This is a genomic window from Streptomyces sp. NPDC051563, assembly GCF_044454225.1.
In the GTDB taxonomy this organism is placed as follows: Bacteria; Actinomycetota; Actinomycetes; order Streptomycetales; family Streptomycetaceae; genus Streptomyces.
Genome location: NZ_JBITDL010000012.1, coordinates 163,116 through 178,451, shown reverse-complemented (window position 1 = coordinate 178,451; position 15,336 = coordinate 163,116). Strand labels below are relative to the sequence as shown.

The following is a 15,336-nucleotide window of genomic DNA, read 5'->3' as shown; positions in this document are numbered from 1 at the left end:
CGCATGGCTGCCGACTACGGTTCGTTCCTCTCGTTCCGCTCCAAGGGCTCGATCCTCTCCATCGGTTCGGTGGGCTCCATCCTCTCCATCGGCTCCGTCGGGAGCGTGCTGTCGATCGGCTCCGTCGGCTCGACCCTGTCGGCCGCCTCGGTGGGATCCGTGCTGAGCGCGGGCTCGTTCGCCTCCGCCCAGTCGACGCTGTCGGTGCTGTCCTGGCGCTCCCGCGGCGGATTCCTGGCCCGGGGCGCGACGGGCGCCGCGGGAGTCGCGGTACTGGGCCTGGTGGCGATGGCCGCCCTCAGGCCCGCCCCCGGGTCCGGGCGGCGGCCCGCCTGAGAACCGTTTCGCCTGTTCACGCGTCTCCCCCTGTGAGACCTGAACGGACGCGCGCGCACGACGAGGCGCGCACGGCGGAGCGGAGTGAACGGGCATGGGCATCATCGGCTGGATCATCCTCGGACTGCTGGCGGGCGGGATCGCCAAGGTCCTGCTGCCCGGTCGTGACCCGGGCGGCCTGATCGGCACCACCCTCATCGGGATCGCCGGCGCCTTCACCGGAGGCTGGCTCTCGGCGAAGTTCCTGAACCGGTCGATCCAGAACGACTTCTTCGACCTCGCGACCTGGGGCTCCGCCATCGCGGGCTCGCTGGTCCTCCTCATCGCCTACCGCCTGCTCTTCGGCAACTCCCGCAACTGACCGCCGGGCCCGGGCCGGAGCTCCATGTAGGCCACCGTGCCCGTACGGCGGGCGAGGTCGATCTCCCTTAGGCGGGCGAAGTTCGCGGGGCTCATGAGCCCCTCCCACTCACGGACCGAGTGGACCCGTACCTCGCTGTGCTCCTCGGGGTCGAGGACGATGGCGGCGATCTGCTCGTCGGTGAGGGTGCCGCCGTCGAAGAGGAAGCCGACGTGGTTCGCGGGCCAGGCCTCGCCGCGGTGCGCGATGAACTGCGTGCCCAGCAGCCTGCGCTCCCCCTCGAAGACGATGCCCGTCTCCTCCAGGCACTCCCGGAGCGCGCACTCCCAGGGCGTCTCGCCGTGGTCCATGTTCCCGCCCGGCCACTGCCAGGTCTCCGTGGAGTACGTGGCCCGCAGCTGCACCGGGCGGCCGCGGGTGTCGGTGAAGTAGAGACAGGCGTAACCGGTCGCCCGGGCGATGGTTTCGACGTACTCGGCGGGCGGGAGCCAGACGGACACCGCTCCACCTCCGTCCGGGCCTCGGCCCCTCGGGGATCTCGGGCAGGCACCCTACCCACGCCGCGCGCCGCCCACGCGCGCGCCCGGGCCGCCTGCCGTCCGGTGCGTGCCCGGCTGCTGTTGTCCACGTCCCGGTCCGGATGCACCGGCGTCGGTGGCGGCGCCTACGATGACCGGCCATGGACAGCAGTGAGGCCGGCAGACGGTTGATCGACGGGCGCTTCGAACTCGCGCGGCCCCTGGGCAGCGGTGGGATGGGGACGGTGTGGCGCGCCCGCGACATCGCACTGGACCGGGAGGTCGCCCTCAAGGAGGTGCGGCCGCCGGACCCGGCGACCGCCGCCGCACAGCCCGGGCTGGTCGTCCAGCTGCGCGAACGGGCCGTCCGCGAGGCCCGCGCCCTCGCCCGGCTCGCCCACCCGAACGTGGTCACGATCCACCACATCGTGGAGCCCGAGCCCGGTTCCGACGGCCATCCGTGGATCGTGATGGAGCTCGTCCGGGGCGGCTCCCTGGCCGACCGGCTGGAGGCCGGTCCGATGCCGGTGGCGGACGTGCTGCGCCTCGGGCTCGACCTGCTCTCCGCGCTGCGGGCCGCGCACGCGGAGGGGGTGCTGCACCGCGACGTGAAACCGGCCAACGTGCTCCTGCGCCCCAGCGGCTCCGCGGTGCTCACCGACTTCGGGATCGCCGCCCTGCACGGCGCCACCGGACTGACCTCGACCGGAGCCCTGATCGGCTCGCCGGAGTACATCGCACCCGAGCGGGCGCGCGGCGAGGAGGGACTGGCCGCCTCCGACCTGTGGTCGCTCGGGATGCTGCTGTACGTGGCCGCGGAGGGGGTGCACCCGCTGCGCCGTGCCACCAGCCTGGCCACCGTGGTCGCGGTGCTCGACGAGCCGATCCCCGCGCCCGTCCGGTCCGGCCCGCTGGGACCCGTACTGGAACGGCTGCTGGTACGGGACCTGTCCGTGCGGCCCGACGCCGAGGAACTGGAAGCGCTGCTCCACGGCGCGAGCAGTGCTCTCGGCGGCGCCGCATCCTCGGTGGCACCGCCCGCCGCCTTGGGGAGCTTCGGGCCGGCGACCCCGGGCCCCGGTCCCGCGATGGGCTCCATACCGGGCCCGGGAGGAGCCACGCCCAGCCCCTCCCGGATACCGCACGCGCCGCATACACCGCACACGCCGCCGCCGTTCGTTCCGGGCGCGGGCAACCCGTACGCGTTCACCGTCCCCGTGAGCCTCCCCGCGCCGGCACCCCCGCGCCGTCGCCCTCGCCCCGCCCTGCTCGCCGGACTCCTCGCGGTGGTCCTGGCCGCGGGCGTCGTCGGCCTCGTCAAGTGGCTCCCCGACGGGGACGCCGGCGGCGCCACGGGCAAGAGCGGCGACCCGAAGACCTCGCAGACCCCGGCCGGGTCGGGAGCTGCCTCCCCGGCCACCGGCACCGCCGTGGCCGCGACCCCGGCACCGACCCCGAAGGCGAGCACGCCGAAGCCGGTCACCCAGCCCAAGGGCAGCCTGATCGACCCGGCCAACATCCGCACCGCCGTCGAGGCGTTCAAGCAGCAGACGGGCACCACCACCTTCGTCGACATGAAGGTCTACGACGAGTACGTGCTCGCCGACATCCCCACCGCCCCCGGAGCCAAGACCGTCGACTCCTGGCAGTTCCGCGGCGGCGTCGCCAAGCGCACCGGCCCCTCCGGCACGGTGAAGCCCGGCGAGCCGCTCATGGACATGGCGGCGCTCGACTGGGACGCGCTGCCCGCCCTGCTGGCCGAGTCGACGAAGGAACTCGGCGTCGACAACCCCAGCTCCCGCTACCTCAACGTCTCGCCCTGGCTCGACACCCCCGCGGTCCGCCCCTACCTCAGCGACGAGTACGGACAGGGCGGCTACGTCCTCGCCGGCACCGACTTTAAGATCAAGAAGGTCTACCGGAGCTGACCGCCGGGGAAGCGGAGAACCACCACATGCCGAGCTGGCGCAGCACGCTCACGACCGCCGGGATATCCGGCGCCGGGCTCCGGGCCGACTACACCTACGCGGCCCGCCGGGTCCAGCGCCGGGAACCCGCGCCCTACCTCGCCCTGCGGCTGCTGGCCGCACCCGCGCTCGTGCCCTGGCTGGCGGCCGGGCTCGCCTTCATGAACCGGGTCGACGACGTGGCCGAGACCGGCCCCGCCGATCAACGGGCCTCCGGACTCGAGGAACTGGGCACCGAGGTGCGCCGCGCCCTGGAGACCGGGGACAGCCCCGACCCGCTGCTGCGCGCCTACGCCCATGCCGTCGACTCCCGCGGCCTGCCCGTCGATTGGGTGTTCCGCTTCCTCGACGGCGCGGCAACCGAGGAGGCGGTCTTCGACGGGTTCGCCGCCGAGGAGGAGTTCCAGGCCTACCTCGACGCCTACGCCTGGCCGGGAGTCCTGGTCTTCACCGGCCTGCAGTACCAGGGCGGCCCCGACGCCGAACAGGCCGCTGCCTGGCGGCGGTTCGTGGACGCCGCCCAGCGCGTCGACTTCCTCGCCGACCTCGCCGGTGACCTCGCGGCCGGCCGGCTCTGCATCCCGCGGGCCCGCCTCGCCGAACACTCCGTGACCCGCGCCGACCTCGAACAGGCCAGGGACACCCCGGCCGTACGGGAACTGCTGGCCGCCGAGTGCGGACGGGCCCGTACCGCACTGGCCGCCGCCGAAGGCATCCTCGACCTCACCGCACCCGGGCTGAGGGCGGTCGCGCTGACGATGACCGAGCTCATGGAACACCAGCTCACGGCAGTGGAGCGGGCCGGCGCCGGGGCCCTGCGCAAGGACGTCGGCTACGGCTTCACGGCTCCGCTGCGCACCTTGGTCCGCGCCAGGGCGTGCAGGCCGCGTACCGCCGTCTGACGCACCTGACGCACCTGACGCTCCTGAGGTGCCTGACACACCTGGGCCGCCGCCGGGCCCTCTTCGGGGCCCGGGCTCAGGCCGCTTCGTGGCCGGAGCGGTGGCGCAGGCGGTCGGCCGCACGGCGGCCGCGGGCCTCCAGGGGGAGGACTCCGGTGGCCGCGGCGAGGCCGAAGGGCGGCATGTCGGCGTAGATCGACTCGTACGAGCCCTCCGGCACGATGTACGACTCGTGCCACAGGCCCACGTGCCCGCGGACCTTGCCCGCGCGCTCCTTGCCGTTGATGATCGCCCAGACCCGGTGGTGGAGCATGTCGGGGGCCGAGGCGTAGGCGTAGAGCTTCTCCTTGGACTCCCAGTACTGGACCACGTAGTACGTGCGCGGCGAGGCGGTGAGCAGGACGTGACCGAGCAGGCCCCGGCCCTCGTCCCGGGCCAGTTCGCGGAGCATGCGGGGCATGGCGAGCACGACCGGGACCCATTGGTGGAGGGCCCAGAAGTGGTTGATGCGTAATCCGAGCAGGAGGACGACGACGTCGCCCTCGGCGGCCGCGGTGGTGCGGCCCGGTATCGGCTTGGCGGACACTCTGCCTCCAGGGGGTCCCGGTGGGATCGCGGCACTGACGGGCGGTGCCGCCCGTGTGAATTATTGGATAGTGGCACTCTCCAAGGGAAGGCTCAAGAGATGCGACTGGCGGAGTTGAGCGAGCGCAGCGGCGTCTCCACGGCGACCATCAAGTACTACCTGCGCGAAGGACTGTTGGCGCCGGGGCGGCGGGTCAGTGCGACGACCGCCGAGTACGACGAGGGGCATCTGCGGCGACTGAGGCTGGTCCGCGCACTCATCCAGGTCGGCGGGATCACGGTGGCCACGGCCCGGGAAGTGCTCGCGCACGTCGACGACGAGTCCCTGGGGCGGACGCTGCGGATCGGCGCGGCGCTGTGGGCACTGCCGCAGGGGCCCGAGCCGGACGAGGAGGAGCAGGCGGTGATCACCGCTCGGCGTGAGGTGGACCGGCTGCTGGGGATGCTCGGCTGGTCGACGGCCCGGGAGGTGGGGGACGTGTCCCCGGTGCACCGCTCGCTCGTGTCGGCGGTGTCCACCCTCATCCGGCTCGGCTATCCGTGGGACGCCGAACTGATGGCTCCGTACGCAGAGTTGATGCACCGGGCGGCCGTGCGCGACTTCGACCTCATGGAGGCGTACCCGTCCGAGGAGGAGAAGGTGGAGACGGCGGTGGCCGCTGCCATCCTCGTGCAGCCGGTACTGAAGGCCATGCACCGGCTGGCGCAGGAGGAGGAGTCGGCGCGGCGGTACGGGCTGGAGTGAGGCGGTCGGCGAACCCGTCCGACACCTTCGGCCTGCCGCAAGCTCGTTCAGTAGGCGCCGTTGACGTTGTCGATCGAACCGTAGCGGGCCGCCGCGTAATTGCACGCGGCCGTGATGTTGGCGACCGGGTCGTAGGAGTCCATCGGTGTGCCGGGTACGTGATAGGCCTGGAAGGTCGGGTCGATGACCTGGAGGAGCCCCTTGGAGGGGATGCCGGCCGCCGCGTTGGAGTCCCAGTTGTTGATGGCCAACGGATTCCCCGAGGATTCGCGCATGACGTTGCGGTGAATTCCTTCGTAGCTACCGGGAATTCCGTGCTGCGCCATCACGTCGAGCGACTCCCGGATCCAGCCGTCGAGGTTGTCCGCGTAGCCGGTGGCGGCCTTGACCGCGGCCGGAGCGGCAGCGGCGGCGGCAGCCGGGGCGGCGGCGGTGAGGTTCAGCTTCAGCCCGGGGCGGATGGCCGAGGGGTCGGCGCCGACGATGCTCTTGTTGGCCTCGTAGAGCTTCTCCCAGCCGCCGCCGATGGAGTGCTCGGCCGCGATCTTGCTCAGGGTGTCCCCGCTGACCACGGAATACGTCGTGGGGGCGACGGCCACCTCGGCCGCCCCGGCCGTGGTCGCGCTGATCAGCGGGAGGGCCAGCGCCGCACTGCCGGAACCGGCGAGTGCCAGCTTGCGGGTGAGTGCGTTGTGCTGCTTCGGCCGGCGGTGCTTTCCCTGTGCGGGCATGGCGGAATTCCTCACGTGGGGGTACGGAAGAGCCCTGGCGGAGGCCGGTTTCGGCAGCTGACCACCGGGAATGAGGTGACCGTAGGCGAGCCCGGCGGGCCGGAACAAGACGCGAATTCGACCGGGAGATCAACTTCTCCCATTCGGCCCGGCGGATGACCTTGAAAACGGGTCGGTGAATTCCCGAATATCCAACAGGGAAAAGGGAATCGCCCTGCACGGGGAAATGATGTTGACGCCTCCGGCGTGACTCACATCACGGCCCCGCGGCTGGAATCCCAATTCGGGCAAGTCGCCTGTCGCCGGGGCCGATTCGGACGACCCGCCCGTTGGTCGCGAATCGCCCATCGCGGGCCATTAACCCCTCACCGGCCGCCTCGCCCGGTGATCGACGGCGTCAGAGGCTCCGCGTCATGAACGTGCTGTTCGGGTCCGGCCGGTAGTCCGCGAACGGCTCGCACGGGGCGAACCCGAACTTCCCGTACAGCCTCCTGGCGGGCAGGAAGAACTCGGCCGATCCGGTCTCCAGGCTCAGCCGGGTGAATCCCATGGCCGTGGCCTCGGTGATGATGTGTTCCAGCAGCCGGGAGGCGACCCCGCTGCGCGTGAGCGTCGGGGCGGTGCGCATCGACTTCAGTTCCGCATGCTCCGCGTCCAGCCTCTTGATCGCACCGCACCCCACCACGGTGTCACCGTCCATGACCGACCAGAAGGTCACCTCGGGCCGGCGAAGCCCTTCGAGATCGAGGGCGTGCTTGCTCTCCACGGGCGTGAGGGACCGCATCTGCCGGACGTGCTCGTCGAGGAAACCGGCGATCTCCGGGCCGGACAGGTCGTCCACCGTGATGTTCATTCCGTCCGCCCTCCTGTGCGGCTCTCGGTGCCGCAGGTGCCGTGCCGTGTCGCCGGGCCGCCTCGGGAGGAGGGGGCGCAGGCGAGGCGTCGACTAGCCTGCGGCACCATGATGCGTGCTTGGATTCTGCCGGTGCTGGTCGTTTTCTGCGGCTCGGTCGTCGGGATGGGGCTGGTCTTGCAGGGGAGCCCCGGCACGGCTGTAGCCCTCCTGCTGCCGTTCCTGATGATCGCAGGCGTGAACTCTCCCTTGATCTTCCCGAGGTCGATCGGCGCGCAGGAGGCGCAGCGCCGTAGTGCGGTCGACGGCCGGCCGGTCGTCTTCTGGCGGCCGGGCTGCCCGTACTGCATACGGCTGCGGATCCGACTGGGCCTCAGGGCAGGCCAGTTGCAGTGGGTCGACATCTGGCGCGACCCGGCGGGAGCCGCGGTGGTCCGAGAGGCCAACGACGGCAACGAGACCGTGCCGACCGTCGTCGTGGCGGGCCGGCCGCACACCAACCCCGCTCCCGAGTGGGTGCGCGAACAGCTCTCCGCTTCCGCGTGAGCTGAAGAGAGCGCCCTGCGGTGAGGTGCCCGTAGACGCAAAACGGCTGTGGCGGGGAGACGGGCTAGGACAGCCGCGCGAGCTCCCGCAGGGAGGCCGTGACCGATCCCGCGCTCGCGGGCAGCAGGGGGAGGCGTACGTCGGGGGTCGGGATGCGGCCCTGTGCGTACAACACGCCCTTGATCACCGCGGGGTTGGGCTCGGCGAACAGGGTCGCGGAGAGTCGGGCCAGCCCGTGGCCCAGGGCGCGGGCACGGTCCGCTTCGCCCGCCTGCCAGGCGGCCGCGAGCTCGGTGAACCGGGCCGTCGCGAGATGGGCCGACGCCAGGACCCCACCCGCCGCGCCCAGGGCGAGCAGGGGGGAGAGGAAGGCGTCGTCGCCCGCCAGCACCGCGAAACCGTCCGGCAGATCACCGAGCAGCGCCACCGCCTCCCCGTCGAGCGAGCCGACGGCGTACTTCACCGCCGCCACCCCGGGCAGCGCGCCGACCTCCCGCAGCAGGGCCGCGTCCAGCGGCAGCCCGGTGCGGTACGGGACGTGGTAGACGACCAGAGGTACGGGGCTCACCCGGGCCAGCCGCTCGAAGTGCGCCAGCACCCCGGCGGCCGAGGGCCGTACGAACGCGGGCACGGTCACCAGCGCCGCCCGCACCTCGGGCCACCGCTCCAGCCGGCCGAGCGACTCCTCGGCGGCCCGGGTCCCGCTCGCCCCGGCCCCCACGGTCAGCGCCGCCCCGCGCTCGCGGCAGACCCGGGCGCAGACCTCGGTGACCAGGTCGCGCTCGGCCTCGTCGAGGGAGGCCGGCTCGCCCGTGGTGCCCAGCGCCACGATGCCGGTGGCTCCCGCGCCGAGCACCTCGTGGGCGAGGGCCTCCAGGGCATCGGCGGCGACTTCGCCGGCGGCGGTGAAGGGGGTGATCAGCGGCACGTGGATGCCGTGCGGGGCGTAGGGGGCATGCGGGGCGTTCGGGCCGCGGTCGGCGTCGGCCGGGGGCGTGGGCGAGGTCCTGGGCGTCTGGGTCATGGGTCGAGCCTGACTCGCTCCGAGCGTCGAATCCAGTTCGCGTTTCCCGGGTGAACCGTAAGCTGATCCGATGCTCGATGTACGACGCCTGCGCCTCCTGCGCGAACTCGCCCAGCGGGGGACCATCGCCGCGGTCGCCGAGGCGCTCTCCTTCAGCCCTTCGGCCGTGTCCCAGCAGCTCTCGGTCCTCGAACGCGAGGCCGGTCTGCCCCTGCTGGAGCGCACCGGACGCCGGGTCCGGCTCACGCCCGCCGGCCAGAACCTGGTCCGGCACGCCGACGCCGTCCTGGAGCTCCTGGAGCGGGCCGACGCGGAGCTCGCGGAGGCGCGGGGCGGGCTGGCCGGAGCGCTGCGGATCGGCTCCTTCCCCACCGCGGCCCGGGCCATCGTCCCGGCGGCCCTGGCCGAGCTGGGCCGCCGGCACCCGGCGCTGGAGCCGATGGTGTCGGAGACGGACCCGGCGGCGGTCGGGCACGCGCTGCGGGCCGGGGATCTGGACGTGGCCCTGATCCACGCGTACGACTTCGTCCCCGCGCCGGACGAACCCGGGCTCGCCACGGAACCGCTCTACCGCGAGGCGATGTACCTGGCGACCCCGGCGGCCTGGGCGCCCGAGGCCGCAGCCTCCCCGCCGCATGCGGCTACAGCCCCACCTGCCGAACCCGGCGCACCGGGCGGGGCCGCAGCTCCGGCCGGGGCGGGCGGCGTCGGCCAGCGCGCGTTGCTCCGTACGCATGCCGACGCGCCCTGGATCACTGCCACGCCCGGCACGCTCTGCCACGCCATGACCGTGCGCGCCTGCGAGGACGCCGGGTTCGTGCCGAGGATCCGCCACCAGGTGGACGAGTTCGCGACCGTACTGGCACTGGTCGCGGCGGGCCAGGGCGCGGCGGTGGTGCCTCAGCTGGGGATCACGGGACAGCCGGATCCGGCCGTCGTACTCACCCGCCTCGTCATGGAGCGCCGCACCAACGTGGCCTTCCGCAGCGGCTCCGCGGCCCACCCCGCCGTAGCCGCCTTCAGCACGGCCCTGCGAGCGGCCCTACCGCCGGACCTGCCCGGGCAGTAGGGCTAGTGCTGTGACCGGAAAGGTTCACCGGGTCACGCCGCCCGGCACGGCACCTCGCCGCGTTGTCGGACCACGCCAGTACGTCCAGTACGAGGCGTGGTCCTCCGCCTTGCGATGCACCGCACCGGACGACGCGACCCGGCAAACCTTTCCGGCCACAGCACTAGAGAGCGCCTTGCCGGCGTGCCGGGCTGCCGGGCTGCCGGAGTGTCCGTTCCCGGGACGGCGCGTGTACGTTGGCCGGACCGGGGGAAGCCCGAGGGGGACCTCCGGTGCAGTCGACCGGACAGTGATCGAGAGCGGGGTAGCACGTGACGCATCGCGTACGAGGGGTCATCGCACGGAGCAAGGGCGCGCCGGTGGAGACCACGACGATCCTCGTGCCCGACCCGGGCCCCGGCGAGGCGCTGGTACGGGTTCAGGCCTGCGGGGTCTGTCACACCGACCTGCACTACCGGGAGGGCGGGATCAACGACGAGTTCCCCTTCCTGCTCGGTCACGAGGCGGCCGGGGTCGTCGAATCGGTCGGGCCGGACGTCACCTCCGTCGCCCCCGGCGACTTCGTCGTCCTCAACTGGCGCGCGGTGTGCGGAAGCTGCCGCGCCTGCAAGCGCGGCCGTCCCTGGTACTGCTTCGCCACGCACAACGCGACCCAGCCCATGACCCTGGAGGACGGCACCCCGCTCTCCCCGGCCCTGGGCATCGGCGCCTTCGCCGAGAAGACCCTGGTCGCCGCCGGCCAGTGCACCAAGGTGGACCCGGCCGCCTCGCCGGCCGCCGCCGGACTGCTGGGCTGCGGGGTGATGGCCGGTCTGGGCGCCGCCCTGAACACCGGCAACGTCGGCCGCGGCGACTCCGTGGCCGTGATCGGCTGCGGGGGAGTGGGCAACGCCGCCGTCGCCGGGGCCAGGCTGGCCGGCGCCTCCCGCATCATCGCCGTCGACCTGGACGACCGGAAGCTCGAGTGGGCGCGCGGACTCGGAGCCACGCACACCGTCAACGGCGGTACGCAGGACGTGGTCAAGGCCATCCAGGAGCTGACCGGCGGCAACGGGGCCGACGTGGTCATCGAGGCCGTCGGCCGCCCGGAGACGTACAAGCAGGCGTTCTACGCCCGCGACCTGGCCGGCACCGTGGTGCTGGTCGGCGTCCCGACGCCGGAGATGCAGCTCGAACTCCCGTTGCTGGACGTCTTCGGACGCGGCGGCGCCCTGAAGTCCTCCTGGTACGGGGACTGCCTGCCCGAGCGGGACTTCCCGCTGCTCATCGACCTGTACCTGCAAGGCAGGCTCGACCTGGACGCGTTCGTCTCCGAGCGGATCGCCCTGGACGGGGTCGAGGCGGCCTTCGCGCGGATGGAGCGCGGCGAGGTGCTCCGTTCGGTGGTCGAGTTCTGAGCACGGACGGATCCTGGGGCGTGGAGGGATCGTTGGCCGTCGGCGGACCTCCGGCCGTCGGCGGACGTCCGACCGTCGGCGGCGGGTCTCCGACCGTCGGCGGACCTCAGACCGCCGACGGGCCTCTCACCGCCCGCGAGCCGATGACCGACCCGGGGCAGGCCCGCGCCGCCGCTCGCGCGATCGCGGCGGCGGCCCTGGGGCGGGACCCCGGCCCCCTGGCCACCGCCGCGAGCGGTTCCCACCACGTGTACGTCGGCGCGGACGCGGTCGTGAAGCTCATCGGTGCGTCCTCCCACGCGCGGCTCAACCGGGAGATCGCGCTCGTGCCCCACCTGCCCGCCGGACTCGCGGCCCCGCTGCTCGGCAGCGGGATCCACCGGCTGGAGACGGGCGACGAAGTCCGCTACGCCTGCTACGCCCGCGTGCCGGGGACGGCTCCCGGCATGGGCATGCCCGGCGTGGACGCGGCGACGGCGCGCGCGTTGGCCGAGGAGGCGGTCGAGCGGCTCGGCCGGCTCCACGCCTGGGTGCCCGGGGGCGGGGCCGAACGGACGCTGAGGGAAACCCTCGACCACGGAGGGTTCACCGGCAGGGCCGAGTTCCTCGCCGGGATCGAGGCCCTCATCGAGCGCGATCGGCACGGAACCGTGCCCTCCCACCTGCTCGACGGGCTGCTTGCGATCGCGCACGACGCACCCCCGCATGCCCGTGCGGTCGTCCCGGTCCACGCGGACTGCCACTGGGACAACTGGCTCGCCCACGGCCGGAGCGTGACGGCCCTGCTGGACTTCGAATGGGCCCGCTTCGGTGACCCCGTCGACGACTGGTTCTTCCTGATCCGGTTCAGCGGCCCGCACAGGGAGAACGTCCTCGACGTCGTCGCCCGTGCGACGGGTACCCCTCCCGACACCCTTCGGGCAGGCTGCGAGGTCCGCGAAGCGACCCACCTCGCAGCCGACCTCCGCGTCGCACTGGAACGCCCCGACGTCCACGCACGGATGGCCGCGGACCGGCTCCGCTCGCTGGAGGAGCTCATCGGCGGGCGCTTCTGGTGGCGCCCGGACCCGCCAGTGACCCCGGGTGCGGCAAGCGGCGCCCCCGGGTGCCTCGCGTAAGCTCGGGCGGGCCCGCCGTCCCGGTGCGTCATCACCCCCGGCCCCGGAACGGCTGCCGCGCACACCACCGCACCGCGCCGACCCCAGGGACCTCCCGTGACCCCCGTGAACCCCGTGACTGTGACCCCCGCGACCGCCGCCGGCAGCTACCGCCAGCCCGGTGTCGTCCTCACCGACCACCACTTCACCGTCCCGCTCGACCACGCCCGCCCCGAGGGCGAGCGGATCGAGCTGTACGCCCGCGAACTGGTCGCCACCGGCAAGGACCCGGAGTCCCTGCCCTGGCTGCTCTACCTGGAGGGCGGACCCGGCTTCGGCGCCCGCAGGTTCGCCGGGCGGCAGGCATGGCTGGAGCGGGCCCTCACCGAGTACCGGGTGCTGCTCCTCGACCAGCGCGGAACCGGCCGCTCCACCCCGGCCAACCGGCAGACCCTGCCGCTGCGCGGCGGCCCCGCACAGCAGGCCGAGTACCTCGCCCACTTCCGCGCCGACTCCATCGTGCGCGACGCCGAGACCATCCGTCCGCTCCTCACCGGCGGTGCGCCCTGGACGGTCCTCGGCCAGAGCTTCGGCGGCTTCTGCGTCACCCACTACCTGGGCGCCGCCCCCGAGGGGCTGAGCGCCGCCCTCATCACCGGCGGGCTGCCCTCCCTCGACGCCACCGCCACCGAGGTGTACGAAGCCGCGTACCCCCGCGTCGCCCGCAAGAACCGGGCGCACTACGCCCGCTACCCCATGGACGCGGAGCGGGCCCGCCGCATCGCCGCACACCTCCTCGAGCGCCCGGCCCGGCTCCCCGGCGGCTACCTGCTGACGGCCGAGGCCTTCCAGTCCCTCGGTCTGCTCCTCGGCGTCTCCGACGGCAGCCACCAGCTGCACTACCTGCTGGAGGACGCCTTCGTCCCCACCCCGGACGGGCCCGCCCTCTCCGACGCCTTCCTGGAGGCCGTGCACGCCCAGCTGTCCTTCGCCGGGCACCCGCTCTATGCCCTGCTGCACGAGGCGATCTACGCTCAGGACGGGGGCGCGCCCATCGGCTGGGCCGCCGAGCAGGTCCGCTCCGGGCACCCGCGGTTCGACGCCGCGATGACCCTCGCGGGCACGGAGCCGCTGTACTTCACCGGTGAGACCATCCACCCCTGGCACTTCGACTGCGACCCGGCGCTCGCCCCGCTGCGCGAGACCGCCGCGCTGCTGATGGCGCGCACCGGCTGGACCCCGCTGTACGACCGGGCGCGGCTCGCGGTCAACGAGGTGCCGGTGGCCGCGGCCGTCTACCACGACGACATGTACGTGGACACCGCCCACTCCCTGGCCACCGCCGGGGCGATCCGCGGGCTGAAGACCTGGGTGACGGACGAGTTCGAGCACGACGGGGTACGCGCCGGAGGCCCGCGCGTCCTCGACCGGCTGCTGGCGCTCGTACGCGACGAGGCCTGAACCGCGGGCCGCGACCGCGGGCTCGAAGAACGACCCGCCGGCGTCGAGGAGGGCCGTCACCAGCCCCTGTGCGTCCCTTCGCCTATGGTGCGACCCATGAACGAACGACAGTACGGGCCCGCCCCGTTGGAGCCCATGCCCACCGACTGGCAGCGCGCGCTGGCCGTCGTGGCGCACCCGGACGACCTGGAGTACGGCTGCGCGGCGGCCATCGCGGACTGGACGGACGGCGGCCGCGAGGTCGTCTACCTGCTCGCCACGCGCGGCGAGGCCGGCATCGACACCATCGACCCCGAGACGTGCGCCCCGCTGCGCGAGGCGGAGCAGCGCGCGAGCGCGGCCGTCGTCGGCGTGCCCACGGTGGAGTTCCTCGACCACCGCGACGGGGTCCTGGAGTACGGCCCGGAGCTGCGCCGGGACATCGCGGCGGCCATCCGGCGCCACCGCCCCGAGCTGGTGATCACGATGAACCACCGGGACACCTGGGGCGGGGCCGAGGGCGGCGGCTACTGGAACACCCCGGACCACAAGGCGGTCGGCCGGGCCACCCTGGACGCCGCGGGCGACGCCGGCAACCGCTGGATCTTTCCCGAACTCCTCACGGAACAGGGCCTGGAGCCGTGGAACGGGGTGCGCTGGGTCGCGGTGTCCGGCACCACGACGCCCACGCACGCGGCCGACGCCGGCCCCGGCCTGGAGCGTTCGGTGAAGTCCCTGATGGAACACAAGGCGTACATTGCCGCGCTGACCGACGAGGACCCGGAGACGTACGTACGCACCTTCCTGACGGGCAACGCCCAGCAGGCGGCCGCCCGGTTCGGGGGCCGTCCCGCGGTGCCGTTCGAGGTCTTCCCGCGTTAGCCGGTCCGCCCTAAGGTGTGCGCGTGATCGACACCATCAGCACGGAGATCGCGGAGGGTGAGGAACGGATCCGTCTGGACGTCGCGGACGGGATCGCGGAACTCACCCTCTGCCGGCCGGAGAAGCTCAACGGCTGGAGCTGGGAGTCCACGCGCCAGCTCGGCCTGCTGGCGGACCGGATCCGCTTCGACCCCGCCGTCCGGGTGGTCCTGCTGCGGGCCGAGGGCCGCGCGTTCTGCGCGGGCATCGACGTGACGGCCCCGGGCGGCGCGATCACCGGCGGCTCGGCGGCCGAACGCAACCGCAACTACTACGAGGGCATCCGCTGGGTCCACGAACGCTTCGCGGTCCTGGCCCGGCTCCCGCAGCCGGTGGTGGCCGCGGTGCAGGGGTACTGCCTGGGCTTCGGCTTCGAACTGGCCCTGATGGCGGACGTCCGGGTGGCATCGGAAGATGCCGTCTTCGCCCTGCCGGAGGCCCAGTTGGGCGTCGCGGTGGACGCGGGCGGCGACCTGCGCATCGCCCGGGAGGCGGGCGCCGGATGGGCCAAGTTCCTGGCCCTGACCGGCCGCCGGATCGACGCCCGGACGGCGGAGCGCCTCAACCTCCTCCAGCAGGTCGTCCCCGCAGGGGAGTTGGAAGCAGTCGCCCGTGCCCTCGCGGCGGAGATCGCGGCCAACGCCCCGCTCGCCGTTCAGGGCATCAAGCGCGCGATCGACTCCTACGCGGACGCAGCCCTGCCCGCGGCCCTGGACCGGGTGGCGATGACGGCGGCCCTCACCCTCACCTCGGAGGACTCCCGCGAGGGCTACACCGCGAAGGCGCAGCGCCGTCCCCCGCACTTCACCGGAGGCTGAGCAAGGGCCGGGCCGAGAACGCGAAC

General features: G+C 73.2%; 17 protein-coding genes. 12 read left to right on the top strand and 5 right to left on the bottom strand.

The window, feature by feature from the left end:
• Positions 1-3: 3 nt before the first annotated feature.
• Both ACIA8F_RS16640 and ACIA8F_RS16635 read left to right on the top strand, forming a co-directional pair.
• Positions 4-336, top strand: coding sequence for a hypothetical protein (locus ACIA8F_RS16640; protein ID WP_399379407.1), 333 nt, complete (start codon positions 4-6; stop codon positions 334-336).
• A gap of 94 nt (positions 337-430) precedes the next feature.
• Positions 431-697, top strand: coding sequence for a GlsB/YeaQ/YmgE family stress response membrane protein (locus tag ACIA8F_RS16635; RefSeq protein WP_266884034.1), 267 nt, complete (start codon positions 431-433; stop codon positions 695-697).
• On the opposite strand, the gene ACIA8F_RS16630 is transcribed toward ACIA8F_RS16635, so the two are convergent.
• Positions 664-1,197 (bottom strand): NUDIX domain-containing protein, encoded by a 534-nt coding sequence (locus tag ACIA8F_RS16630; RefSeq protein WP_399379405.1) that lies wholly within the window; start codon positions 1,195-1,197, stop codon positions 664-666. The two genes, ACIA8F_RS16635 and ACIA8F_RS16630, sit on opposite strands and share 34 nt — an antisense overlap.
• 179 nt (positions 1,198-1,376) lie before the next feature.
• Here ACIA8F_RS16630 and ACIA8F_RS16625 point away from each other — a divergent pair, with 179 nt between their 5' ends.
• Positions 1,377-3,143 (top strand): serine/threonine-protein kinase, encoded by a 1,767-nt coding sequence (locus tag ACIA8F_RS16625; protein ID WP_399379403.1) that lies wholly within the window; start codon positions 1,377-1,379, stop codon positions 3,141-3,143.
• Positions 3,144-3,169: 26 nt separating this feature from the next.
• Positions 3,170-4,084, top strand: a complete 915-nt coding sequence (locus ACIA8F_RS16620; protein ID WP_399379401.1) for a squalene/phytoene synthase family protein — start codon at positions 3,170-3,172, stop codon at positions 4,082-4,084.
• 76 nt (positions 4,085-4,160) lie between these two features.
• Here ACIA8F_RS16620 and ACIA8F_RS16615 read toward each other — a convergent pair whose 3' ends face one another.
• Positions 4,161-4,670 (bottom strand): DUF4188 domain-containing protein, encoded by a 510-nt coding sequence (locus tag ACIA8F_RS16615; protein ID WP_399379400.1) that lies wholly within the window; start codon positions 4,668-4,670, stop codon positions 4,161-4,163.
• A gap of 99 nt (positions 4,671-4,769) precedes the next feature.
• Here ACIA8F_RS16615 and ACIA8F_RS16610 point away from each other — a divergent pair, with 99 nt between their 5' ends.
• Positions 4,770-5,414 (top strand): MerR family transcriptional regulator, encoded by a 645-nt coding sequence (locus tag ACIA8F_RS16610; protein ID WP_399379398.1) that lies wholly within the window; start codon positions 4,770-4,772, stop codon positions 5,412-5,414.
• A gap of 47 nt (positions 5,415-5,461) precedes the next feature.
• Here the strand turns inward: ACIA8F_RS16610 and ACIA8F_RS16605 are convergent, their stop codons facing one another.
• The gene (locus ACIA8F_RS16605; protein WP_399379396.1) at positions 5,462-6,145 is read right to left on the bottom strand and encodes a transglycosylase SLT domain-containing protein; all 684 of its coding nucleotides are present in this window, start codon (positions 6,143-6,145) and stop codon (positions 5,462-5,464) included.
• 397 nt (positions 6,146-6,542) lie between these two features.
• Complete coding sequence (locus ACIA8F_RS16600) at positions 6,543-6,998, bottom strand: GNAT family N-acetyltransferase (RefSeq protein WP_399379394.1); 456 nt, start codon at positions 6,996-6,998, stop codon at positions 6,543-6,545.
• Between the two features lie 108 nt (positions 6,999-7,106).
• Between ACIA8F_RS16600 and ACIA8F_RS16595 the strand changes: the two genes are divergently transcribed.
• Complete coding sequence (locus ACIA8F_RS16595; protein WP_399379393.1) at positions 7,107-7,544, top strand: glutaredoxin domain-containing protein; 438 nt, start codon at positions 7,107-7,109, stop codon at positions 7,542-7,544.
• 64 nt (positions 7,545-7,608) lie between these two features.
• On the opposite strand, the gene ACIA8F_RS16590 is transcribed toward ACIA8F_RS16595, so the two are convergent.
• Positions 7,609-8,568, bottom strand: coding sequence for a dihydrodipicolinate synthase family protein (locus ACIA8F_RS16590; RefSeq protein ID WP_399379391.1), 960 nt, complete (start codon positions 8,566-8,568; stop codon positions 7,609-7,611).
• A gap of 70 nt (positions 8,569-8,638) precedes the next feature.
• Between ACIA8F_RS16590 and ACIA8F_RS16585 the strand changes: the two genes are divergently transcribed.
• The 6 genes from ACIA8F_RS16585 (at position 8,639) to ACIA8F_RS16560 (ending at position 15,310) form a co-directional block, all read left to right on the top strand.
• Positions 8,639-9,637, top strand: a complete 999-nt coding sequence (locus ACIA8F_RS16585; RefSeq protein ID WP_399379389.1) for a LysR substrate-binding domain-containing protein — start codon at positions 8,639-8,641, stop codon at positions 9,635-9,637.
• A 311-nt stretch (positions 9,638-9,948) separates the two neighbouring features.
• On the top strand, positions 9,949-11,034 hold the full coding sequence (locus ACIA8F_RS16580; RefSeq protein WP_389688038.1) for an S-(hydroxymethyl)mycothiol dehydrogenase: 1,086 nt from the start codon (positions 9,949-9,951) through the stop codon (positions 11,032-11,034).
• Positions 11,035-11,054: 20 nt separating this feature from the next.
• Positions 11,055-12,152, top strand: coding sequence for a phosphotransferase (locus ACIA8F_RS16575; RefSeq protein WP_399379387.1), 1,098 nt, complete (start codon positions 11,055-11,057; stop codon positions 12,150-12,152).
• A gap of 105 nt (positions 12,153-12,257) precedes the next feature.
• Positions 12,258-13,592, top strand: coding sequence for an alpha/beta fold hydrolase (locus ACIA8F_RS16570; protein ID WP_399379385.1), 1,335 nt, complete (start codon positions 12,258-12,260; stop codon positions 13,590-13,592).
• A gap of 96 nt (positions 13,593-13,688) precedes the next feature.
• The gene (locus ACIA8F_RS16565) at positions 13,689-14,453 is read left to right on the top strand and encodes a PIG-L deacetylase family protein (RefSeq protein ID WP_399379384.1); all 765 of its coding nucleotides are present in this window, start codon (positions 13,689-13,691) and stop codon (positions 14,451-14,453) included.
• Between the two features lie 23 nt (positions 14,454-14,476).
• The gene (locus tag ACIA8F_RS16560) at positions 14,477-15,310 is read left to right on the top strand and encodes an enoyl-CoA hydratase/isomerase family protein (RefSeq protein ID WP_399379383.1); all 834 of its coding nucleotides are present in this window, start codon (positions 14,477-14,479) and stop codon (positions 15,308-15,310) included.
• Positions 15,311-15,336 lie beyond the last annotated feature (26 nt).